Origin of the sequence: Azospirillum sp. Sh1, from assembly GCF_008365135.1 — a bacterium.
GTDB lineage: Bacteria > Pseudomonadota > Alphaproteobacteria > Azospirillales > Azospirillaceae > Azospirillum > Azospirillum oryzae.
In genome coordinates, this window is sequence record NZ_VTTK01000041.1 from 1 (window position 1) to 22,542 (window position 22,542).

Below are 22,542 nucleotides of genomic sequence, written 5' to 3' on the forward strand. Positions count from 1 at the left end.
TCCACTCGACACCGGCACCGACACGTTCGGTGACCTGAGTCCAGATGGCGTCGAAGGTGGCGGCCATGCCGCCCCACAGCGCGCTGATGGTCGGGCCGGGGTCCCAGCCGATCCACTCCTTCACCGCGGTCCAAGCCTGCTCGACCCGCGCGCGGGCACCTTCGACGATGCTGCCCAGACCATCGAAGGCGCCGGGCCATACGGCGTTGAGCGCGTCGCCCGGCGCCCAGGACAGCACCCCCTGGACCTCCGACCAGATGAGCCGCACCCATTCCGCCAAAGCGCGCATGGGCGCGGTGACGATGCCGACGGCGGCAACGAGGCTCCGTCCGAGGACATCGCCAAGCCCGGTTGCGGAGTCGTGGACGCGCTGGAATTCATCGCCGGTCAGCCGCACCGGGGTGAGGAGGTTGTCGAACCACCCGACCACCGTCGAGATGCCGTCGCCGATGTAGCTGAATGCCGACCCGACACTGCTGGCCAGCGGCTGGAGCGGGGCGAGAACGGGCATGATACCCGAAGCGGCCCGGCTGACGGCGCTGACGATGCCGTCCCACACGCCCGACACGAAGGCGCCCAACGGCTCCCAGTATTTGTAGACCAGCGTGCCGACAGCGGCGATGGCGGCGACGCCTGCCACGACCCAGCCGACGGGGGTGGCCAGCAGGGCGAGACTAAAGGCGCGGGTTGCGACCGTGGCCGTGCTCATGGCCGGCGCTACCAGACCCGACATCCTGGCCAGGGTCACCTGGGCGAGGGCGGACTCCCGTGCCACCCGTCCCAGCGCGACCAGCTCGGTCGCGAAGGACTTCACATAGCCGCCGCCGATCATCAGCACCTTGAGACCCATCGCGGCGGCGACGGTGCCGACGATGGCGGTGGTCGCCTCCGGATACTTGGCAGCGAGGTCAGCCGCCGCCGCCCCTACGGGCAACAGCCCGCTGACGATGCGGTTCAGCGCCGGCAGCAGGGCGGTGCCGAGGTTGATGCTGAGTTCGGTGGTCTGGTTGCCGAGCAGCTTGAGCTGGTTGGCGGTCAGCTTGGTGCGCTTCTCGAACTCCGCCTGGACGCTGCCGGCATAGGTCGTCTCATTGGCGACCATGCCCATGTACTGCTTGTACTTGTCCAGGCCGCCGACGAGGATGGCCAGATCGTCGCTGTACTCCATCCCGAACATCTCGCCCAGGATGTTGACGCGCTTCTCCGGCTTCAGCTTCGACACCTTTTCCAGGAACTTGGTCAGGGTGCCGGTCGGGTCCTTGGCGATGGCCTTCTGGATGCCCTCCGGGGTGTAGCCCAGCTCCTTCAGCGCGGCCTTGAATTTCTTCGTCTGAATCGGCGCCGCCTGCAGCTTCACCATCAAGGCGTTGATGCCGGTGGCCGCCACCTCCGGGGTTCGGCCCAGATCCAGCATGGTGGTGGCGAGCGCGGCCAGCTCCTGCGTGTTCAGGCCGAACTGTTTACCGTTGCCCGAGATGCGTTTCAGCACCTCCAGGATCTCGGGAGCCTTGGCGGCGGAGGAATCGTCCAGCTTGTTGATGGCGTCGCCGACCTTCATCAGGTCACCCATGGCGAAGCCCATCACGTTCTGGATCTTCGCCATCGCCTCGCCCGCGGCGTCCGGCGGCATCTCCCAGGCCGCCGCCATCTTGGCGACCGTCTCGGTATAGGTGAGGAGGTCGCCTTCCTTGATGCCCATGCGTCCGCCGGCCGCCGCGATGGCGGCGAGACCGGTCTGGCTGATGGGGATGATGCGCGACATCTCCTTCAGCGCCTGCCCCATCTTCTGCAGGCCGGCGGTGCCGTCGGCGAAATCGACCACCTTGTCGATGTCGCCCAGCACAGACTCGAACTCGATGGCCGGCTTGGTCAGACCGTACAGGGCGCCGCCGAGCGCGACCGCATCGAGCATCTGCATGCGCAGCTCGTTGCGCTTGGCGCGCGCGGCATCGACCTGGGCGACAGCCTGTCCGAGGCGGGCATAATGGCCGCGGAGCTTCTCGACCGCCTGCCCCAGGCGTCCCTCCTCGATGGCCAGCCGCTCGGTGTCCACTCCGGCTCGGCGGAGTTCGCCATCGAGGCGCGCCAGTTCCTGCTGGTTCTGCCGGTACGCCAACCGCGCCCGGTCGGCCGCCTCGCGGAGCTGCTCCAGCCGCTTGACCTGGGCGGCGGTCGGGCGCTCGATCTCGGACAGTGCCCGGCCGAAGGCTTTGGCGCGCTCCTCCGCCTCCCGCCATTTGCCCATGGCGGCGGAGGTCTGGATCTGCAGTTCGCGCATCCGGCCGACCTTGGCCGCGCGGTTTTCGACCTCGCCCACCGCGTCTCCAAGCCGCGTGATCTGGCGGGTCGCCCCGCCGAACACGGACGAGAACGAGCCTTCGAGCGCCGCGCCCACACGGACGGCGACCGGGAAATTTGTTGCCATGGTGGTGTCTGCCCTTGGGGAGAAGCGTCAGCGGGCCGAGGCTATCGCTTCGGCAAAGCGGCGCTGGAAGGCCGGCAGATACCGTTCCTTCGCCACGCGCTCCGCGATCTCGCGCAGCCGGAACCGCGGGTTGTCGATATGGATCTCGTCCTTCAGGACGTAGAGCAGGCGGATGCGCTGCCGCTTCTGCCCGGCAAACCGCCCCTTGGTCGCCTTCACCTTGCCGCCGAACCGCTCCCAGACGCCGAGGGTGGCGAAGGTGTCCCGGCCGCGGTCGCCGCGACGGATCTTCGCCCCAGGTGCCGCGTGCGAGGTGCTCCGCCGGGTCTTTGCCGAGCCGTCGCTCCGGAACCGCTCGACGCCCATGTACAGCCCGTCGGTGCCGAGCGGCGCGATGAACTTCCCCGACTTCGCCAGCAGCGCCTTGGGCCAGCGGCCGGGGCGCGTCATCGCCGTGCGCGTGGGGCGGGCGCCGACCGGAACGGCCACCGACCCGCCACCTTCGGCCTCCTTCGTGCCGCCCACCGCCTGCCGCTCCATGAAATCGTCCTTGGAGCCGATCACCGCCTCCAAGCTGGTGGGGTTCGCGGCAACGATGCGGATCCCCTTCGCCACCCATCCGGAGCGGATGGTGAACATCTCCGGAAGGTCGCGGATGACCGCCTGCTGAATGTCCTGCGCGACATCGGTGAGGGCGCGGGCGGCGGCATAGCTGGCCTGTTTGGGCGACGCCTCCATCGCTTTGCGAACTTCGGCCATGCCGGACAGGGTGAAGCGGATCATCTCAGTTCGACCAGGTAGACCGGCTGGGGCCGGTCGGGTGGCAGGGATTCAAGCCAGAGGGCGAGCGCCCTGTGGGTCATGCGGCCAATCACCGGGAGCTGCCAGCCGGTGGCCGCCGCGAGGCGGACCACCGCTGGCCGGAGCTGCTCCCGGCTCAGGACATAAAACTGCGGTAGGCGTCCTGCAGCTTCTTGTAGTCCTTCATCGGCAGGCGCCCGATGTCCTCGGGGGCCACCCCGCAGACCATGGCGAACAGCGTGGCTTCGACGCGGGCATCGCGCGCGTTCGGCCCGGCCGCCTCCTCCGAGGCCAGATGGTCTTCGACCAGCGGTTCGCGCATGGTCAGGGTGGTCACTTCGCCGGCCGTCGTCTTCAGCGGGCGGGACAGGGTGATATCCATGGTCTTCTACCTTCCGTTTGCGGCTCAGAGGCCGATGTTGGCGCGGTGCTGGGCGAGCTGGTCGACGCCGTTGATGACGCGTTTCATGTTGTCGATGTCGATCTCGATCTCGGCCCGGCCGTCGATCTCGAGCTTGTAGTAGCGGCACCAGATGGTGCCCTTCAGCGACCCCTTGTCGCCGCTCTTCGACGAGCCGCCGTCCAGCTCGGTCAGCATGCCCTGGGCGGTGATGACCTTCGGCCGCAGTGTGGTGTCATCGGCCAGCGACTGGCGGAGTTGCACGCGCACGGCGTTGCCGTCGATCAGGCCGAACTGCCGGTAGACCTCGGTGGAGTGTTCGGACAGCGTGAAGCTGAACTCGATCTTGTCCATGCCGAGGTCGATGCCCATCGGGGCGTCCATGCCGCCGCCGCGGTGCTCGTCCGTCTTGATGGACAGCTTCGGCTCGTTGACCTCGTCGACGCGGCCGGCATAGCCGCGCCCGTCGATGAACAGGTTCCAGTATTTGACGACTTTGGGCGGAGCCATCGGCGCCTCCTATGACTCAGGGATGGGGAAAGGGTGGGGCGAACGACGTTCGCGGAGGGCTACTTGAAGATCTCTTCCAGGTAGCCGTTGTTGACGGACGACCGGAACGTGATGTGCTCGGCCGGGTAGGTCGGACCCCAATCGAAGTCGAAGTAGACCTTCCCCTGCGCGATCTGGTCCGGGGTGTTCAGTTCCGGATCCGCCCAGCACCGGCCGCCCGTGATGGCGCCGATCTTGGTCAGGTGGCGGAGGTAGGCGTTCACCCCCTCGGTCACGTCGGCGATGTAGGTCCGGGTGATGTTGCGGTCGACCGCCCACAGATGCGCCTTCTGCAGGCTGTCCAGGATCAGGTCGTTGGTCCGGACGACGCACAGGAAGGCCCATTTCGGGTCGCTGGCACAGGTCCGGTTGCCCCAGGTGCGATAGCCCTGCTCGCGGATGATGGTCGCCACCTCGTGTTCGTTGAGGTAGTTCGCCCGGCAGTTCGTGTCGCCGAGCACGAAGTCGATGGCGCGGCCGGTGCCGACGATGCCGGCGATCTCCTTGTTCGACAGCGAGACCCAGAATCCCTGTTCGTTGTCCATCCACGCCTGGATGCCGGCGAAGGCGGGGGAGGCCGGGAACCGCTCGATGTTGTTGGTCTGCGGGTTGAGGCGCAGCACGGACGGGTCGCAGACGAACACGCGGCGGTCGCCCCAATCGTTGCGGTAGGCAACCGCTTCCTCGTCGGTGGTGTCCGGGCCGTCGGCGAAGATGACCGCGCGCAGCCGTCGGGCGATGCCGAGCATTTCGGCAACGACCGGATTGGCCACCGTGCCGATGATGGGGGTGACGACGGCGCCGGCACCGTCGGCGGCCTCGCTGATGGTGATGGTGGCCTCGGTGTAGCCGGTGCCGGGATTGACCACCGCGACCGCGGTCACCTTGCCGTCCACTGTCACCGCTTCCAGGACCGCGCCGGATCCGTCGCCGCTGACAGCGACCGCCGGGGTGACGTAGTTCGAGCCGCCGCTGGTGACGGTGACGGAGGCGATGCCGCCGCTGGCCAGGGTCGCGGTCGCCGTGGCGCCGGCACCGGCCTCGTCGGTGACGGTGATGGTGGCGGTGCTGTAGCCCTCGCCGGCCTTCACGATGTCGATGTCGACGATCTCCCCGCCGACGACCTTGGCGACCGCCGAGGCGCCCGTGCCGTTGCCGGCGATGGTGACCTGCGGGCGGGCATAGCTGGCGCCGCCGTTGGCGATGGTGATGCCAGCGATGCCGTCGGCGATCCGCTGCCCGGTGTAGCCGGGGGCGAGCAGGATGCGGGGCGTCACGCCCAGGCTGCTCTGGGCACCGAGCAGCGCCATGGCGCCGCTGTAGGCTCCGGTCGCCGGATCCGTGCCGCCGATGATGTCGGCAGGCGTCACCTTGGACGGGTCGGCATAGGTGTAGCCGATCCAGGATGCCGAGCGGCCGGCGAGCTTGCCGAACCGGGTGGGCGTCACGATGCCGGTGGTCGGATCCAGGGTGTAGTCGACACCTTCGACGCACAGCAGCCCATGCTCGGACGTCTTCACCGACACGCCGCTGACCCAGCGGTGCGCGAGCGGGAACACCCCCTCGAGCAGAGCATGGTCTGCGGCCGGCTCCACCGTCTTGTGGCGGGCGGGGTCGAACACGTTGACCACGACCACCAGTGCGCCGGACTGGTCGAAGATGTTGTCGAGCGCGGGCGGGATGCTGAAGGACCAGTCGTCACCGAAGTTCGCCGCCGCCTCCTTGCGGCTGCCGGCGATCAGAACGGGCTTGTTGACGGCGCCGATGGGGGCGGTGCCGACAAGCCCGATGATGGCGCTCTTGACCGTCTTGATGGGACGCGGGCCGGTGTCGATCTCGACGACCTCGACCCCGTGCAGAAACTGTTCGGGCATGACGATGCTTCCCTTGGTTGAGGGCAGAAAAATCCCGGCTTGAAGCCGGGCATGAGAAAGCAGGTGAATGGTGGCGAACGCCGTTCGGCGGTCAGGGCGGATCGTCGTCCGGCCAGCCGGACATTTCGTCCACAAGGCTGGGATCATCGGCTGCAAGAGCCGCGTCCTTGAGGTCGCGCGCGTGCTGGACCAACTCGGAATAGGCAAGCGCAACAGAGGCGGCGAGGGCAACGCCATCCGCCGGGGCAGGCAGCGGCAGGCGGCTGTTGTCCAGAGCGATCCAGCCTTGGACATAGGCATCCGGCCACACGGGCAGCGCTCCCGACAGCACCAAGCCGGCCGTGGTCGCCATGCCGCCCAGATCCGTGCGGCTTGCATCCGACATGCTGAAGCGCTTGCCGCCATGGAGCGCGCCCAGCGCCAGCCGTCGATCCCGTTCCACGTCAATGGCGCGGACCTTCGCAGCCCGCGTCTCGGCCTGGGGCAGGGCGGCGACGTCATAGGTCACTTCAGCGTGGTCCGGGTGAAGCACCCAATCGGCAATCGGCTTTCGCGTCACCAGCACCTTGCTGCGGTCGAAGGCGGCCTGCTCGCGCACTGGCAGGAATGTCCAGCCAGGACAGGCGGCCTCGAATTCCTCGATGGTGTAGCTCGCCCACGCGCCGGCCGGGTGGGTGATCGTGTCCACCTCGTCCACCTCCACCAGCGTGGCGGTCTCCACCTCAACATCCCGCACGCCGATTTCACCAGTGTCGGGTTCCTCATAGTCCTCTTTCACCAAAGTCTTTTCGATCTGCGGACGCTTGGCCCGCAGCGTGCGTTCGCACGAAAACGGCTCCGGCCGCTCGAACAGCCGACGAGAGCCATCCGGCAGCACAACGAGAACAGGAAGGTCCATGATGGCCCCTATCAGCAAAACGGTTGGGTCTTCGGGGTATAGGAGGCGGTGGCGATGCAGGTGTTCCAGAGATACTCGTCGTTCAGGTAGAACACCGGAGCATAGGCGTTGGCGCCTGCGTTCGCCGAACCAGCCGTTGCCACCTTCATGGTGGCTGGATCGTAGGCCGCGCTGCGCGGGCTTCCAACGAAGGAACCAGCCAGCGTCCCATTGACGAGCATGTATGTGGTTTTGCTCGGCCCGTCCCTGGTTATAAGAATTTCCATCGGCGTGGTTTGCGGCACCAGGATGCTGGAGTTGATGCCCTGAACGCCCCAACCACCGCCAGATGTCCCGGTGCCGTCATTCCAGCTTGTTCCAACCCGCAATTTCCCGGTCGGAGTGTCATAATTAAGCCCGACACTGTACATCATGTCGGACGTGCCCCAGTCGCTGTTGTTTATGCCGATATTCTTTAGCTGCACCCCGCTTTCCGTGTAGCCAGGGATGATCCGCATCATGTGCGACCAGGACGCGGCTCCGTCAGCAAACAGGCGAAACGGGAAGTTGCTGTCCCCTACGGACGGATCGCAAATGATGCCGTTTCCGTTGAAGAACATGCTCGTGTCGTAATCCTCCCAATACTTGGATGCAGACGATAGCGCAGCTTTTGTGGAGTCGCGGTAGTGCCATGTGAAAGTGGCTCCGCCGTCGCTTGTGGTGGGGTGCGCCCCTGCCAAGCCGTTGGCACGAAACCAGTAAACGAGGTTCGCGGCGTTCGGATCCCGCAGACACGAAAAACCGCCATCCATCAGAAGGGCTGCTTGGTTCATCACTTCCAGTCCCTTTGCACGGTGATGTCCACAACGCCAGCGGCAACGCACTCCATAATGACCTTGTCACGGGCGCCCGCGGTAGCGGACAGGGAGATCCCGGAGCCACCCTTGGTCCTGAAGAAAGACCCGGTCGCCATCACAATGTTGGCGACAGAAGAGGTAACGTTAAGGACTACGACTTGGCCCGGCTTCATATTGCTCGGGTTGGCAAGGGTAAAGCTAGACGTTGCGGTCAGGTCGAAGCGGTTTGAAGAGGCGAAATCAAGGGTCACAGTGGGCGAGAACGGAACCGTCACCGGGTTTGGGGCAACAGACTTGTAGAAGGTGAACTGCTTGGTAGTAGGGTCCATGTAGAGCTGAACGACAGGAGAAACTCTGCCGGTGTAAATGCCGAAAGCCCCGGTGTTCACGACCAACGCCAACCCGCGTGCCCCAGCCGGCGCCGTGGTGTTGGTCGAGCTGTTCATCTGGAAGTAGGCGTCGAGGGCGTCGCTGTTGCTCCCGAGAGCGATCAGAGTTGTGCCGTTGGACGAGATGTCCGAGGTTCGGGCGTACAGATGGTTGCCGAGCAAAGACCCGTCTGGCGTGCGGGCTGCTACGGTATTGGCGTTTGGCGCGGTTGCTGGCGTCAAGTTGCCGGTGTGCCAGAATTCACGCCACCCACCACCATATTTGTCGCGCCACCAGTAGCGGCCGTTTTGCGCCACGAGGTGCTGAAGCCCGAGGGTGCCGCCAACGTCACCACCTGCCAAGCCCATGTAATAGCCATACCCCGCGCTTCCAGCGGGGGCGTTCGGGCTGTTAGCAGCATCGACATAGCGCGTCTCCCCCACGGTGTTGAGGGAATTCAGGTCTATGGTTTCGAAGGTATAGGACTGCATGCTCCTTTTCAGAACGGCATCCAGCGCATTGATGGCGGCGATCTTACTCGCGGCTGCACTGTTGACATTGCCGACCTGGGTAGAGCCAGCGGAGTTGACCTCCGCAACCTGGGTCGCTCCCGCAGACAGCACGTCAGAGACAGAGGCATTGCCCGCTGCCGCCTCAATGGTTTTTGCCAGCAGCAGAAGATCCTTAAACTCGGACGTGGCCGAAAGCGCGTCGATCTTCTGCTGGAGCACGGCGCTGAGGTTCGTTGTGTTGATGGTCATTGGGTACGCCTCCGCTTAAGAACCCAGCGCCAATGCCAGGATTTCGGCGTTTTCGACGGCGTCCAGCACCGCCTTGACGTCGCCGTCGACCATGTCGAGCGCCTGCGCGATGCGGGACGCATCGTCGCTCCCATAGTGGGTCGGGTCCGACTTCGGATAGCCGCGGTTTGCGGTCCGGGGATCGAGCGCGCTCATTGGGCGATGACCTGAAGCGCGCGGACGCGCGGACGGTAAATCACGCTGCCGGTCAGGGTGAGGCGCACGCGTGTCGCATCGACGTTGAAGGGCGAGAGGCTGTGGATCACCTCCTGCCAGCCATCGCCCACCTGCTTGCCGCCGATGACCGGGATCTGCACCCAGCTCGCGTCGGCCTTCTGCGCGTGCGCGACCACGGTGGCGCTGCCGCCCAGCATGGCCTCGTAGGCGATCAGGATCTTGGTGGCGCCGGCGCACTCGAATTGCCGGGTGATGTAGGTCGCGCTTTCCTGGACGTTGCCGAGCACGGCCTGGATGCCGGGGTACAGGACCGGGGACCGCAGATCCGTGCCGCTGAGAACCGCCTTCACCGCCACCTGACCGGAGAGGCGCTGGGTCAGCGACACCACCTGCCCGTTCACGACCCGCATCTCGTCGCCGTCCTCGTCGGTCAGCACCAGGACGAGGTCGGTATCGACCGCTGGCCGCTCGACGCGGGCGAGGGCGATGAGGTCGCTGACCTGATTGGCGGTGATGGCGCCGAGGGGGATTTCCCGCGTCGTCACCGTGAAGCGGCAGCCGAGCAGCCGGAACGTCAGGTCGAGATCCTGATGCGCGGTCCAGGTGCTGGCGTTGGAGCTGGACAGCAGCACGCCCATCGCCGGCTGGCGCGTGATCCATTGCTGGTTGACGGAATCGTATTTGCCGAGCTGGGCAACGCACACCGCGGCGTCGGCGTCGTCGGTCAGCAGCACCAGCGCATATTCCGTGTTGGCGTCCAGCCAGACGGGGTCGAAGGTGATGCGCGTCCAGGCGCCGCCGAGCTGGATGGCCGACGGATTCACCTCTCCCTGGGCGAGGATAACGCGGGAGGGAAAGCCGACCTGGGTTTCCCGGATCTGGGCGCGAACGACGTTCGCGCCGCGGACCGCGAAGGGCACCTCGACGCCGCCGATATGCCGGCCGAAATCAAGGCTGAAGGTCTGGGCAAGCGGGTCGTAGAAGTGGGTTTCGACCACCTCCACCGTCCGCATCTGCTGCACCTCGACGGTGCCGGCGCCGGTGAACGTGCTGGTGCCATAGCTGCCGCCCTGGCCCAGAAACTCCACCTTCTTCGTACCCGCGGGAATGCCTTCCGGAATCTGGAAGGTGCCGCGGACGACGCCCGAGGCGTCGGCGACAAGAACAGTCATCGCAATCTCCTGAAAGCGGACGTTACGCAGCGGCCGGGGCGAGGGTCAGGCCGTCGAACTTGAGCTGGGACAACTGCTCGCCCGGCCCGAACCCCTTGACCTCGAAGAAGACGGTAATCGGGCGCAGCGTCTCGGCTGCGCGCTGCCCGGCGCTGACGATGGACGTCTCGGTTTTGCGCACCTGATAGGTGAGGTTGGAGCCGTGATAGCCCGGATCGTACACCGTGCGGTTCGCGAACATCGCCGTGGTGCCGTCGTCGTGGGCGTCGGTCACCACCGTCTGCGTCCACTGGTCGACCGCGATGACAAGGGTCGCCTGGGCCGGCAACGCCTCGAACGCCTGATAGGGGTTGATCTTCATCGTCGTGGTGCGGAGCTTCTGCTCGATCACCGGCTCCAGCGTGTAGGTGAGGGTGAACTTCTTGTCGTTGTTCTGGGTCGCACTGGCGACGGTCGCCACGATGGGAAGCGTCAGCTCCCCGGCCACGACGGCGGCGTTCTGGGACAAGCCCACGTCCCGCATGCTGCCATCGAGGAACGGATCCACGAAGACGCCCCGCTTGGCCGCCGGGTCGCGGGCCTGCGCCTTGTTCTGCAGGCGGTCGTTCGCGACCAGGAAGAAGAGGTCGGAGATGTCCTGCCTCATCTGCTGCAGCTCGGCATAGGGCACGGCGTGGACCACGTCGCCGTCGAGCTGCACGGTCGGCGCACCGGTCCAGGTCTGGTAGACCGTGGCGAGCAGCAGGGTGCTGGGCGGCACCGCCGGCTTGCCGGGGGTGAAGGGATGGGCAACGCCCCGCACACGGGTGGCGGTACCGTCCCGGTTCAGCAGCACCCGGTCGACGCGCGGCAGCTTCCACTTGTAGGTCACCAGCACCTGGGTGGACTGAACGGCGCCGCTGACGGTGAAGCCCGTCTCATCGACGGCGGAGGCCGGCAGGGTGGTCAGGCGCTCGTATGTCACCTTGTAGGTCGAACCGGGAGACGGTTCGGCCCCCGACAGGCTCCAGTCGATGGCGTCGCCGGTCAGACGGTAATCGGTGCCGGCGGCATAGGTGGTGCCGCCGGTATAGGTGGTGCCGTTCCAGGTGCCGCCCTGGTTCACCGCCAGCACCCGCACAACGGAGCCGTTGGCGAGGGGGTCGATGGCATTCGTGAAGTTGCCATGGGTGCGGACCTCATCGACGATCCGCACGGTGGCCCGCACGGTGTCGATGGCCGCCACCGGGCCATGGTTCAGGTCGATCCGCTGACTGCCCCCGGTGGCCACAGTGAAGGTATGCGGCTCGACATCGACAAGCTGCAGGTCGGGGTCGGCGGGAAAGCGGATGCGCAACGAGGTCGGCCGGGTCACTTCGAACCCGTCGATATGGGCGGCCCCTTCCGTGATGGTGAACACCTGCTCGGCACCTTCGGCGCCCTGATAGGCGACCGTCAGGCCACTGGTGATGTAGGTGCCGCCCGTGGTCGCCTTGTCCCGGCGGGCGAGCGCCACATTCACGCTGTCCAGCGTCGGAGGCGGGTCGTTCGACAGCAGGTTGCCCCGGTCCACCCGGTATACCGGAAAGAAATCGCCGGGCTTGCCATCCTGGTCATAGCCCCAGACCACCGAAATTTTCAGGCGGGCCGCACCAGGTTGACCGACGGCGCGGCTGTCCCGCGCCGGATTGAACAGCTCGGGGTCTTCCAGCTCGGTGACGACGGCTTCCTGCAGATAGATGCCGACGGCGACCAGCCGGTCGAGCGGCAGCACGAAGCTGGCCTCGCCCACCTCGCGGACGGCGCCGGCCGCGTAGATCTCGCCGGCAGCCGCCTTCGTCTGACCGGTCACGGCATCGACGTAGAGGGACGCATCGCGCAGCACCGCGCCGTCCTTGAACAGGGCGTCGCCGAGGCCGCGGACGCGATGCTGTGCGGCCTGCTGCATCTCGTTCAGTTCGGCGGTTTGCAGCACGCGGTCCGACCGGAACAGAATCCGGTCGTACCCCTTCGCGGCGTTCCAGTTGTCGTAATACCCATCGGGATAGGTCGTCATCGCGGGCCTCAGATCGTCTGCACAAATTCGAAGGAGGGGCGCAGCGCCCCGCCCAAATGCATCTGCGTGGTGCGCTCGATGGCGAGCAGCGTTCCGGGGGACGCGATGTCCGACGGCAGGAAGTAGCGCTGCCCCGGCGGAAGGTCTGGCTTCAGCACGGTGCCGACGAACACCCCCACCTCGCGGATCACGGCGATGGCGTCATCGAAGCTGAAAGAGACGCGGATGAGCAGGTTGTTGGTCGGCGTGGACACCCGGCGGAAGCGGCCCTTGGGGACGATGATTTCCCCGGCTGGGTCGGCAACGCAGAAGCCGACGTCATCGACCGTTCGCCGGCCGATCTCCAGTTCGAGCGCCGACAGGCCGATGGTTTCGGGTTCTGGGGTGGTGTCCCAGGATTGCTTCCCAATCCCCCACGCGAAATGCAGGGGCTGGTTCGCCAGGGCCTGGGCCATGGCGGTCCGCCCGCTGATCGTCAAGATGGCCATCGTCAAACTCCGGAGTCAGAAGGAGGGGTCAAGGACGCCTGCCAGCCGCCGGTCCAGCCACCGGCCCACACATAACCGCGGTCCGACCGGGGCCAGGGCGTGATGGTCCAGGCGCCGATATCTTCGGGGCCGACCGGCTCGACCGGCACCGTCCAGACTCCGATGCTGATGACCGGATCGTCCCAGGTGTGGTCGCCCCAGCGGGCCGTCGGCCACAGCGGACGGTAGGGGCCGGCATCGGCCGAGATGACGACCGTCGCCGTGATGCGCCAACCCACCAGCTCCGGCAGGTCGCCGTCGAGCACCACCTCTTCCATCTCCGGGCCAGCCCGCAGCGCGATGGCGGCCTGCATGCTGAAGGAGACGGAGGGGACAATCGCCGCATCGGCGCCGAGCGCCACCGTGTCGAGCAGCACCTCGTCGAGCGGCTCGCGGCGGACGGAATGGACATAAGAGTCGAGCCGCTCGTCGCCGTCCAAGGTCAGCGGCGCCCCCTCCTCGACAAGCTGCGTCGGGTCGAGCAGGGCCGTTGGGCTGTCGAGCCGGGTGTCGTCCAGGACGATGTTGGCCTTGGCGATGAGGCGGACCCCGGCGGCGATGGGGCCGAGATCCTCCGCCAGTTCGGCGCCGCTGCATCCGTAGATCCAGGACATGGCGAGCGGATAATTGCGCACCACCTCGCTGTCGAGCCGCCACCAGTCGAGTGCTTCGGCGTCGTCATAGAGGGCTGCAAACCCGGTGACGCCGTGCAGCGCCAGTGCCGGGTCGGCAACATCGCTTTCGGCCGACAGCCCGACCGTGCGTCCGAACGACAGCCGAACGCCGTTCGCGTCGGTGCCGCTGTCGTCGTCGAGCATGCCGGCATCGAGCGCCGGCCCCTGGTCCAGGATGATCGGGCGGAAATCGTAGCCATGGTAAAGGCGGACGAGGCGCGCCCGTGCCGGGAGGGCCAAGCCGGCAACGCCGACGATGCGGCGCACGTCCTCATCGGAGGGAACCGCGCCGGGGTCGATCTGAAGCTCGGCCCACCACGGCCCCGGCCCCGCCTCTTCCAGGATGGCGGCGTCGTACCCGATCCAATCCAGCGCCATGCGCAGGCTGGCCACCGTGCCGCGCAGGCGCTGGAACTGGATGCCCTCGCGCAGCGCCCGGCGCGGGTCGGTGAGATAGGGCAGCAGCTCGTCGAGGCCGTATTCCCAAACGAGCCACGGCACCAGCGCGTCGCTCGGCTCGGTCTTGAAGCCGGCCAGGGGCAGTGGCGCGTCGAACAGGCGCGGGCCAATGGCAAGCGAGAGCGCCGTTTCGAGCGGCGTCCGATTTGCGGGCAGCAGGCTGGGCATCAGGCGGACCGGCCGGAGAGAACCAGGGTGACATGGTCGAGCCGGGCGTAGCCGTCGGAGGCGACGGCCACATCGGCTGCCGGCGCATCGAGTTCGACCCGGTAGACGCCACCGCGCTGAAGCTGCGCCACCTGCCAGGACCGGGTGACATCCCAGCCGAGACGGCGCTCGCCGGCCAGGGCCGCACGGAACGCCGCCTCGATGTCCTCGAGGCGGCTGTCGGGGGCCTCTGGCCGCAGCCACACCCGTGCGGCCACCTCGAAGGACACCGGGGCGGCCATGCGGACGTCGATGGTGTCGGTCAACACCCGGATGGTCGGGTCGTTCAGACGTGAGCGCGCGGCGTCGAGCAGGACCGCGTCGGTGGCGGTGGTGCCGGCGCGCGGCAGCAGGGCCACGACCACCAGCCCCGGCTTCGGCGATGCGACGCTGACATCCTCAATGTCGGCATGGGCCGACATCGCGTTATAGCGGTAGCTGGCCGCCCCGCCCCCGGTGGACCAGCCGATGACGCGATCCCGGATCCGGAGGCGGAAGCGGTCGTCACTCTCCCCGGTCAGCCGCTCGACGCCATAGAACAGCGCCAGATGATCGAGGTCGGAGCCGAGCGCGAAGGCGAGCAGGTTGGCGCGTGCCGCCTGATTGATGCGGTGGCGCAGCAGAAGCTCGCGGTAGGCGCCGGCCTCCAACGCCTTGATGGCGGGGTCGGACTCAAGCAGGGCAGAGAACTCCGGCGCCATGCCGAGGAAGCCGGACAGCACCTCGGCCTTGATGTCCTCATAGGCGAGGGTTTCGACGACCTGGGGGGCAGGCAGATCGGGCAGGGGAGAGGAGGTCATTGCACCGTGATCCCGTCCAAGCGGATGACCCGCCCTTCCGGCAGGTAGAGGCCGGTGATGGCGAGGGTGATGGCGCCGGGCGCCGCGCTCTCGACCTCGACGCGGGACACTTCGAGGCGAGGCTCCCAGCGGCGCAGCGCGTCGACGGTCGCCACGATGATGTCCACCTTCAGCACCTCATCGACGGGGCGGTCGATGAGGTTGAAGAGGTTGGAGCCGTAGTCGCGCAGCTCGACGCGGCTGCCGATGGGAGTCGTCAGGATGTCGCGGATGCTCTGGCGCAGATGGTCGGTGCCGGCGAGCGCCCGACCGGCGGTGGCGGACATGCCGAGCATCAGCCGGCGAACACCGACGCGGCGCCCGTGGCGACGATGGAGCCGCAGGCCACCGGATCGCCGACGCGCCCGATGGGCTGGCCGTTGACGAACACGGTCGGCGAGCCGCTGGCCAGCACCGAGGCATGCGTTTCCGGAATCGACGGGCAGGTGTGGGCCGCCCAGGCATCGCCCTGCCGATGCACCGGGCGTCCCTCGACGCTGACGTTCGGGGAGGCTCCCGTGGACGGACGGGGCGGCCAGCAGCCGTGGCCGGTGCAGGTGTCGCCCAGGCGCGTCACAGCAGGCATCAGCCGCGCCCGTCCACCGGGTCGTGCGCCGGCACGGTGATGTCATGCAGCCAACCGCCGAACCGACGCAGCGGCGGACACAGGAAGCTCGCCCAAAAGCACAGCTCGCCCACGGGATGGGCTATCAGGTTGTGGAGTGCCCACATGAGGTTGGTACGCCAGAACGCCACAAGCGCCTCCGTCAATTGAGGTCGATGCGCAGACCGACGGCCTTGACGCCGTCGGCGGTGAGTTCGAGGGTGGACGGGCCGACCTGGATGAGGATCTTGCCGCCGGCCGGAACCGACAGGGTCAGCGTCTTCGACGCCATGTCGTATTCCTGGAACGAGCCGTCGCTGTACTCGACCCGGAAGAGGTCGCCCCGGTCGCCGACATGGGGCGACGCATTCGACGACAGACCGCCGCCGATGACACCCTGGCGGAGATCGCCGCTCGGGGCCGAGACGGACACCTGCTGCCCCACCTGCAACGGCGACCACACGCGCACCTTGCTGTTCTGCCCCGGAATCTCCCAGGGCAGCCAATCGGTTTCGATGTCGCCGATCCGCACGCGCGCCTTGCCGGCACCATAATCGACGGCGGAGACCACGCCCTTGCGAACGACGTTCGCCAGCCGGCGGTCCAAGTCGCCGGTCACCTCGTCACCCGCGCCGCCCCGCCCGATCACGGCGCCACCTGCGTGTAATCGGCCTCATGCGCCCGGCCAATCTCCGGAGCTTGGCCGAGATAGACGCCGACCGGCGAAGCCGCCGGCTGCGGGAGGGGCACCGACACCTCGACCGTCCCGCCCTCCGGAATCATGCCGCTGGGCAGTCGGACGATGACGGGCACCGGGCCGCTGGTGTCGATGTCATAGTCGATGCCGCGGTCGTACCCGACCACCACGATGCCAGCCCCCGGCGCATTGCTGCCGGCAGAGATGGGAGGCAGGGCGCCACGGCCGGTGACCAGATCCAGTCGCAGCGGCACCGTCGCCGACGGGAAGAGGCTGGCATCCGAAGCGGTGCGGGTCGCGGTGCGGTATTCCACCGTGTAGAGGATGATCTTGGCGCCGTAGACATGCTGGCCCCGCTCGAACATATCGCTTTCCATGCCGGCATAGCGCAGGCGGTCGGCAAGGCGTCCGGGAACGACGAAGCCATCGAGCAGCGCCTCGACCAGTTCGGCAAAGTGGTCGAGGCGGTCTTCCAGCGTGGCCTCGTCATCGTCGTCGGCCAGATCCACGATCTCAACGACAAGGGTCAGGTCGCGGATGAGCGGCCCTTGCCCGTCGCCGCCATAGCTCCCCTTCTCCAGCTTTTCGTTCGGCGTGTAGACCAGGACCGCCGGCACGGTGTCTGCGGTCAGCGGCTTGGCGCGGGATGTCCACACGCGCTTGGCTACGAGCATCTCGGCCAGCGGGGAATCGGTCAGCACCGCGGCGACCGCGTTGCGGATGATGGTGCGGGGATGGGTCATCGCCGGACGATCTTTTTCAGGTATAGCGCCCAGGCCGCTGGCCCGTCGGGACGAGGATCGGACACCCGGTAGCGCCGTTCGCCGATATCGACGAGGTGTCCATCCTTCGGGTCGAAGGGTAGGGCGGCCCGGCGCACGTAGAGCACCGGTTCGACCGTGGAGACTTCGACCACGCCGACCTGGTTGCGCGATTCCCCTTCCATCAGAGTGCCGGACAGGGCGTCCTCATCGAACACGGCGACGATGGTGCGGCCGGGGTCGTTGGCGTCGGTGCGATAGAGGACGGTGTCGCCGAACACATCGGCGCACACATCCTCGACCTCCGCGGAGATCTCGGCCCAGCTCATTGGCGGGCCGCCGGCTGGGGCAGGTGTCGCTCGACGAGCACCAGCCGCTGCTCGAACAGGGCGTCCGTCTTCGCGCGCTCGGCCAGGGCCGTTTCGGCGGCGGCGAGGTGCGAAAACAGGTAGCCGACGGCGGCCACGGCGGCGAGCTGTGCCACGCCGAGAATGGAGCCGGCGGTGGTGATGGTGCCGCGCGCCATCCCCATCCGCTCGGCGAAGGTGTGCTCCAGCTTGGTCACGCGCGAGGTGAGCTGGCCACGGGTGTCGTCCAGGGCCGTGGTGACCTTTTCAATGGCCTTGAACGCCCGGTCGATGGCGGAGGAGTGGGACGCCTGCTGCTGCTCGAGGCGGTGCATCACCTCCAGCCGCTCGCCGATGCGCTCGACGGCGCGCTCCAGCCGCTCCAGGGCGTCTGGAATGGACTCCAGCCGGGTCAACCGGGTTTCCACGCTTAAGAGAGCGCCGTCGGGCATGTCAGTGCGTCCCATCTGAAAGGAAAGGGACGGGCGGGGGCAGGCCCCCGCCCGTCAGGCTCACGGCGCGGGGTGGACGATGACGCCGATGGTGAGGGCGGCAGGGTCGGTCGCCGCCGCGGTGATGTTGGTGGCGCGCACGGTCACCGTGTCGGCCGCCGACACCCACGCCTGGAACACCAGTCCGGCCGGAACCACCGCCGGCAGGGCCAGCACGACCCCGTCGCCCGGCGCGGCACCGGCCACGGCGAGCGTCAGATCCTGGTGCCCGGCCGCCGCGATGGACGGGAAGTCCAACGGGCCGGATCCGTGCAGGGTGACGGACTCGCCGTGCGCAAGGGCGGCGGCACCGAGCTTGACCCGCACCGTCGGCGCCGAGGCGCCGGCCGCGCTGATGGCGGCACCGACGCACAGGTTGCCGGAGGCGGTGCCGGTGACCTTGCGGGCGGTGGCGTCCCAATAGACCGGCGCACCGGCCGTGATGCCGGTGGCAGTTTTGGCGAGGGCGTAGCAGCCCTCGGTCCGGAGCTGGCTTTCCTCGCCCGCTCCGGCCGTGCTGCTGACGACGCCGAAGATGGCGCCGAGCAGGTAGCCGTCCCCCGACGCCACGGCATAGGCCGCGGTGAAGGGGAGGGAACGGCCGTCGAAGATGAAATTCCGCATGGGTGTCTCCCGTGTGACGGCGGTCAGGGGGTTTCCGGAGCGGGCGCGGCCGGCGCGGCGCCGGGGTTCATGTAGAAGCCGCGCCAGTCGACGGCGCCCGCGCCGAAGTCCTCGCGCACCTTCACCTCCATGCCGTCGACGTCGAAGCCCTCGCGGCTTTCGACGAACGGGCCGCTTTCCTGGCCTTCCAGGTAGGCGTACTCGATGGTGTCGATGCCGCCCGAGTTCGGGTCGGCGGCCAGGAACCACGTATTCGCCCCGAGGCGGTCGATGCGGGCCTCCGGGATAACGGTCATGTTCTGCAGGAAGGACGGCACGGCATCCTGCGCGCGGGTCGGCTGCACCGTCTTACCGACCGCCCGTTCGGCGGCAGCCCGGCGGGCAATCGAGCAGATGAGGAACTTCGGCTCCAGGCCGAGCACGTCGCCCTCGCCGTCGCCGTCGATGCCCGTCTGCGTTCCCATGGCGGTGAAGCCGTCGGACAGGGTGTCCGGGGTGGGGGCGGTGCCGGTTTCAGCGACGTTCTTGTGATTGGCGTGGAACAGCGGGTTCCCGTCCGCCTTCATCGTCGGGTTGCGCAGGAAGACGCCCCAGACCACGTTGGCCTCCATGCGGGCGACCGAGGCGCCATAGGTCATCGGCAGCCGGCCGAACACGTCCATGTCGTCGTTGATGAGCGTCTGCCGCGTCACGCCGATGATGCGGGCGTAGGTCGCGAGCGCGAAGCTCTCCTTCGACATGGCCAGCGAACCGCGCTCGATCTCGCCATCCTCGCCGACCTTCAGGAGCTGCGGCATGCCGGACACCTGCCACGTCTGGATCTGGCGGAAGTCCACCGCGGTGCGCTGCCGGCTGAACAGGCGCCACGCGCTCGCCTGGGCCTCGTAGGACTTCCGCAGCACGCGGCGGATGACGCTGTCGGCGATGATGGGGAAGTCGGAAGCGGTGTGCAGGCGGTAGCTGTCCCGATGGCAGTTCAGAGCGTGACGGGCCAGCTCGTCCGGCACCATGCCGCGGGTGTTGACCCCCGACCATTCGACCGCCTTGCGGGCGATCTCGATCAGGCGCAGGCCGCGGAACTCCATCGCCCGTTCGGTCAGTTGGAACTGGCTGGGCAGCGCACGGTGCAGGATCGCCTCCACCGCGGCGTCGCGGCGGGTCACCGTCTCGTCCAGGTCGCCCATCTGCACCTGGGTGCGGGTCTGGTTCTGCTCGGAGCGCTCGGCCAGCCGGTCCAGGATCTGGCGCGAGGCGGTCTCGGCAGACACGCCGTCCGCCAGGAAGCGCTGCATCACATCGGCCGGGACGGCGTGGCGCATGCAGAGCGCGGTGATCTCGGCGGCACGGGAGCGCTCGGCCGCGACCGCATCCGCTCCCGGCGGCGGGGCCGGCGGAAGGGCGCGGTTCTGCTCGACCGGCGGGGTGCTCGGAGGAGCGGGCTGGTTGCGGGTGGCATCGGGGGTGGCGGGCGGCTGGCCGCCCGGCTGCAGCTCCTCGGGGGGCATGCGGGTCTCCAAGTTTGCGGGCGGCTGCCCGGCGGGGGGAAGGGAACGGAAGCCGGCGCCGGCTTCGGCGGGGACGGGGACGACGGACACCTCGTAGGGCAGCCATCGCGTGACGCGGTACGTCGGCGGCGTCGTGGTCTCGTCCATCTCGTAGCGCTGGACGATGTAACCGACCGAGACGCCGCGCAGGATGCCGGACTTGATGTCCTGCCACGCGCCGGCCGCAGCCTCGCGGGCGGACACCTGGGCGGTCGCCAGCAACTGGCCGTTGACGATCCGGGCGGACCCCGGCATCACCCGGCCCAGCACGGACTCAACGGACCAGCGCATGTGGGAATCGAGCAGAGGGGCGCCGCTGTCGAAGCGGGAGAGGTCCACCGCCTCCGGGGTGACGACCAGCACTTCGTCGTAGTAGCGGTCGCGGTTCCAGTCGTACCGACGGACGGCGACACCGGTCGAGCACATCATCTCGACGGTGCGTTCGGACTCGTTGACGCTCTCCGGCGCCATCCGCACATCGAAGCCGCGCGTTACGGGCGCGGCCGGATCGGGGCGCGGGCCGGGCGGGGCGGCCCGTGTTGCGGGAGGCGGCGGCAAGTCGCCGCCGCCGCCGGGTGTCTCTTCCGGGGGCATGGGTCGCTCCGTTACTGGTCAGCGGTGTGGGGAAGCATGGCGAGCACACGCTCGCGCAGGTCGGGGTCGCCGATGAGCTGGCGAATGACGGCGTCGGCGTCGGTGTCCGTCGGCAGCGCCCGGTCGGCCGGCGCCGCCAGCTTGGAGGCGTCCTGCATGATGCCGGTGCGCGACACCTTGCGGGCGTCGCTGTCGAGGACGAGTTCCATCCGGTCCAGCAGGCCGGCAACTTCCTTGATTTCCTCGATGACGACGTGCGGGTCGTAGCCGCGGGCGGCGATGGCCTCGAACAGCGACTTGAACCCTGCGCGGGTTTCGAGGAGGTCCGCCATCGCGTCCTTCACCGGGTCGATGCTGGGGGCGCTGGGAGCGGTGAACTCGACGTCGATGGGGGTGTCGTAGGGCACCTGACGGGTCAGGATGCACGCCTCGACGAAATCGGCCCATTGCGGCTCGCAGTACATCGGGATGATGACCAGGTGCTGAATGGCCTCGATCATCCGCCACATCAGGTTCATGCCGGCGCGGTAGGAGCTGTAATTCACCCGCGACAGGTCGGAGCTGATCACCTCGTAGGTGACGCGGGCGCCGGCCGCGATGGATTGCAGCCGCGACACCCGATAGTCGGTGTAGCCGCCGATGGTCGAGGGCTGGACGACATGCACGTTCTGGCCGCCGCGCATGTAGGCGACGAGACCCGGCTCGATCTGCTCCACCGGGTCGCCGTTGGCGTCGCGCACAATGGGGCCGAGCGTCTCGTTCGAGGTTCCGCTCGGTCCGACATCGGCGCCGCTCACAACCAGGGTGAGGCACGCTTCCAGGCGGGTGCGCAGATCCTTGGCATCGTCAGTGGATTCGAGGTTGCGGGCGGTCAGCATCGAGGCGTGGAACGGCGGCACGCCTCGCACCTGACCGGGGCGCAGCGCCTCGAAGACGTGCCGGATCTCGCTCGCCGGCACCGCGGCGGTGTTCCGGCCGGCGCCGAATGTCTGCGCCCAGCCGTTGCCGGGATGGTCGCCGAACATATGGTAGGCCCGGCGGGCGCCGCGCGCGTCGAACTGGACGCCCTGGACGATCCGGCCGGCGGCGAGCGGCTTGGTCAAGGTGTGGTCGCAGAAGTCACCCTCGAATACCTGATACTGGAGCGGCACGGCCAAGCCGTCATCGATCCGGCGGAACATGCGGCGCCCGAACACCTCTCCCGACTCCCACAGCGCTTTCGCCACGACGCGCTGCAGGCCGTAGGCGGAATGCACGCCCTCGATGTCCATGGTGCGCACGGAACGGCTCCACAGCGACAGCAGGCGCTTGTTGAGCGCCGGATCTCCGGTTTTCGGCCGGGGCACCAGCCCGGTACCGATGGTCAGGTCGGCGAGGTCGCCGACGGCCTTCTTGAGGTGCGGATTGTTCCGCACCATCTCACGCGCCGAGTTGCGCAGGATGGACAGCGCCTGCCCCACCTCGATCTGGGCCGAGGTGGACGGACGGCGCCAGTCGCTGGTGTTGCGGTTGGGGCGCGCGGCCTCGTACTGGCGGGCGAACATGTCGGCGGCCACGCGGGCGCGCAGCCGGTTCAGTCCGGCTTCCGGGCTGATGTAGCCGACGAACCGGTCGAACAGGGTCGAGATGCTCACGAGCGCACCGGCAGCGTGCGGCGGGTCATCACCCGCGGCTCGGATTGGGCGTTCAACTCGCGGATCATGCGGTCGCGCAGATCCAGCATCTCCTTCAGGCTCTGGTACTCGAACACCTTGCCTTTGTGCTCGACGCGCCTCAGCCCGCGTGACAGCGCCTTGGTCAGCGCCGCCAGATGCTCTGGGGTAAAATCCTGGGACATC

At 67.8% G+C, this 22,542-nt stretch carries 25 protein-coding genes; all 25 read right to left on the bottom strand.

Annotation, left to right across the window (positions count from 1 at the left end; genetic code table 11):
* The coding region (locus tag FZ029_RS27805) for a phage tail tape measure protein (RefSeq protein WP_149272896.1) at positions 1-2,425 on the bottom strand (2,425 nt) is incomplete at its 3' end.
* Positions 2,426-2,452: 27 nt separating this feature from the next.
* Entirely contained in the window at positions 2,453-3,208 is a 756-nt protein-coding gene (locus tag FZ029_RS27810) for a hypothetical protein (protein WP_149272897.1), read from the bottom strand.
* A 154-nt stretch (positions 3,209-3,362) separates the two neighbouring features.
* Entirely contained in the window at positions 3,363-3,608 is a 246-nt protein-coding gene (locus FZ029_RS27815) for a phage tail assembly protein (RefSeq protein ID WP_149272898.1), read from the bottom strand.
* 24 nt (positions 3,609-3,632) lie between these two features.
* Positions 3,633-4,136, bottom strand: a complete 504-nt coding sequence (locus FZ029_RS27820) for a phage major tail tube protein (RefSeq protein ID WP_149272899.1) — start codon at positions 4,134-4,136, stop codon at positions 3,633-3,635.
* Positions 4,137-4,195: 59 nt separating this feature from the next.
* Positions 4,196-6,049 carry a phage tail sheath C-terminal domain-containing protein gene (locus FZ029_RS34000; RefSeq protein WP_149272900.1) on the bottom strand — a complete coding sequence of 618 codons (1,854 nt, stop codon included), beginning with the start codon at positions 6,047-6,049 and terminating at the stop codon, positions 4,196-4,198.
* Positions 6,050-6,140: 91 nt separating this feature from the next.
* Positions 6,141-6,947: a hypothetical protein gene (locus tag FZ029_RS27830; RefSeq protein ID WP_149272901.1), complete on the bottom strand. Its 807-nt coding sequence runs from the start codon at positions 6,945-6,947 to the stop codon at positions 6,141-6,143.
* Positions 6,948-6,958: 11 nt separating this feature from the next.
* Positions 6,959-7,759, bottom strand: coding sequence for a hypothetical protein (locus tag FZ029_RS27835; RefSeq protein ID WP_149272902.1), 801 nt, complete (start codon positions 7,757-7,759; stop codon positions 6,959-6,961).
* Entirely contained in the window at positions 7,759-8,913 is a 1,155-nt protein-coding gene (locus tag FZ029_RS27840; RefSeq protein WP_149272903.1) for a hypothetical protein, read from the bottom strand. Before FZ029_RS27840 ends, FZ029_RS27835 begins: the two co-directional genes overlap by 1 nt.
* A gap of 15 nt (positions 8,914-8,928) precedes the next feature.
* Positions 8,929-9,108: a hypothetical protein gene (locus tag FZ029_RS27845; protein WP_149272904.1), complete on the bottom strand. Its 180-nt coding sequence runs from the start codon at positions 9,106-9,108 to the stop codon at positions 8,929-8,931.
* Positions 9,105-10,301: a hypothetical protein gene (locus FZ029_RS27850; RefSeq protein WP_149272905.1), complete on the bottom strand. Its 1,197-nt coding sequence runs from the start codon at positions 10,299-10,301 to the stop codon at positions 9,105-9,107. Before FZ029_RS27850 ends, FZ029_RS27845 begins: the two co-directional genes overlap by 4 nt.
* A gap of 22 nt (positions 10,302-10,323) precedes the next feature.
* Positions 10,324-12,336: a DUF4815 domain-containing protein gene (locus FZ029_RS27855; RefSeq protein ID WP_149272906.1), complete on the bottom strand. Its 2,013-nt coding sequence runs from the start codon at positions 12,334-12,336 to the stop codon at positions 10,324-10,326.
* Between the two features lie 8 nt (positions 12,337-12,344).
* Entirely contained in the window at positions 12,345-12,824 is a 480-nt protein-coding gene (locus FZ029_RS27860) for a hypothetical protein (protein WP_149272907.1), read from the bottom strand.
* 2 nt (positions 12,825-12,826) lie between these two features.
* Entirely contained in the window at positions 12,827-14,164 is a 1,338-nt protein-coding gene (locus tag FZ029_RS27865; RefSeq protein ID WP_149272908.1) for a phage tail protein I, read from the bottom strand.
* The gene (locus FZ029_RS27870) at positions 14,164-15,003 is read right to left on the bottom strand and encodes a baseplate J/gp47 family protein (RefSeq protein WP_149272909.1); all 840 of its coding nucleotides are present in this window, start codon (positions 15,001-15,003) and stop codon (positions 14,164-14,166) included. The genes FZ029_RS27865 and FZ029_RS27870 overlap by 1 nt, the downstream gene beginning before the upstream one ends.
* Positions 15,000-15,329, bottom strand: a complete 330-nt coding sequence (locus tag FZ029_RS27875; protein ID WP_247892537.1) for a GPW/gp25 family protein — start codon at positions 15,327-15,329, stop codon at positions 15,000-15,002. The genes FZ029_RS27870 and FZ029_RS27875 overlap by 4 nt, the downstream gene beginning before the upstream one ends.
* 8 nt (positions 15,330-15,337) lie before the next feature.
* Entirely contained in the window at positions 15,338-15,628 is a 291-nt protein-coding gene (locus FZ029_RS27880) for a PAAR domain-containing protein (RefSeq protein WP_149272911.1), read from the bottom strand.
* Positions 15,628-15,798 (bottom strand): hypothetical protein, encoded by a 171-nt coding sequence (locus tag FZ029_RS33200; protein ID WP_188052081.1) that lies wholly within the window; start codon positions 15,796-15,798, stop codon positions 15,628-15,630. The genes FZ029_RS27880 and FZ029_RS33200 overlap by 1 nt, the downstream gene beginning before the upstream one ends.
* Before the next feature lie 11 nt (positions 15,799-15,809).
* Positions 15,810-16,265 carry a phage baseplate assembly protein V gene (locus FZ029_RS27885; protein WP_188052082.1) on the bottom strand — a complete coding sequence of 152 codons (456 nt, stop codon included), beginning with the start codon at positions 16,263-16,265 and terminating at the stop codon, positions 15,810-15,812.
* Positions 16,266-16,291: 26 nt separating this feature from the next.
* The gene (locus FZ029_RS27890; protein ID WP_149272913.1) at positions 16,292-17,086 is read right to left on the bottom strand and encodes a hypothetical protein; all 795 of its coding nucleotides are present in this window, start codon (positions 17,084-17,086) and stop codon (positions 16,292-16,294) included.
* Positions 17,083-17,433: a hypothetical protein gene (locus tag FZ029_RS27895; protein WP_149272914.1), complete on the bottom strand. Its 351-nt coding sequence runs from the start codon at positions 17,431-17,433 to the stop codon at positions 17,083-17,085. The genes FZ029_RS27890 and FZ029_RS27895 overlap by 4 nt, the downstream gene beginning before the upstream one ends.
* Positions 17,430-17,903: a hypothetical protein gene (locus FZ029_RS27900; protein ID WP_149272915.1), complete on the bottom strand. Its 474-nt coding sequence runs from the start codon at positions 17,901-17,903 to the stop codon at positions 17,430-17,432. Before FZ029_RS27900 ends, FZ029_RS27895 begins: the two co-directional genes overlap by 4 nt.
* A gap of 60 nt (positions 17,904-17,963) precedes the next feature.
* A complete protein-coding gene (locus FZ029_RS27905; RefSeq protein ID WP_149272917.1) occupies positions 17,964-18,566 on the bottom strand; it encodes a DUF2190 family protein in 603 nt (200 codons plus the stop codon).
* A gap of 23 nt (positions 18,567-18,589) precedes the next feature.
* A complete protein-coding gene (locus FZ029_RS27910; protein WP_149272919.1) occupies positions 18,590-20,704 on the bottom strand; it encodes a prohead protease/major capsid protein fusion protein in 2,115 nt (704 codons plus the stop codon).
* A gap of 11 nt (positions 20,705-20,715) precedes the next feature.
* Positions 20,716-22,338: a phage portal protein gene (locus FZ029_RS27915; protein WP_149272921.1), complete on the bottom strand. Its 1,623-nt coding sequence runs from the start codon at positions 22,336-22,338 to the stop codon at positions 20,716-20,718.
* Positions 22,335-22,541 carry a hypothetical protein gene (locus FZ029_RS27920; protein ID WP_149272922.1) on the bottom strand — a complete coding sequence of 69 codons (207 nt, stop codon included), beginning with the start codon at positions 22,539-22,541 and terminating at the stop codon, positions 22,335-22,337. Before FZ029_RS27920 ends, FZ029_RS27915 begins: the two co-directional genes overlap by 4 nt.
* Position 22,542 lies beyond the last annotated feature (1 nt).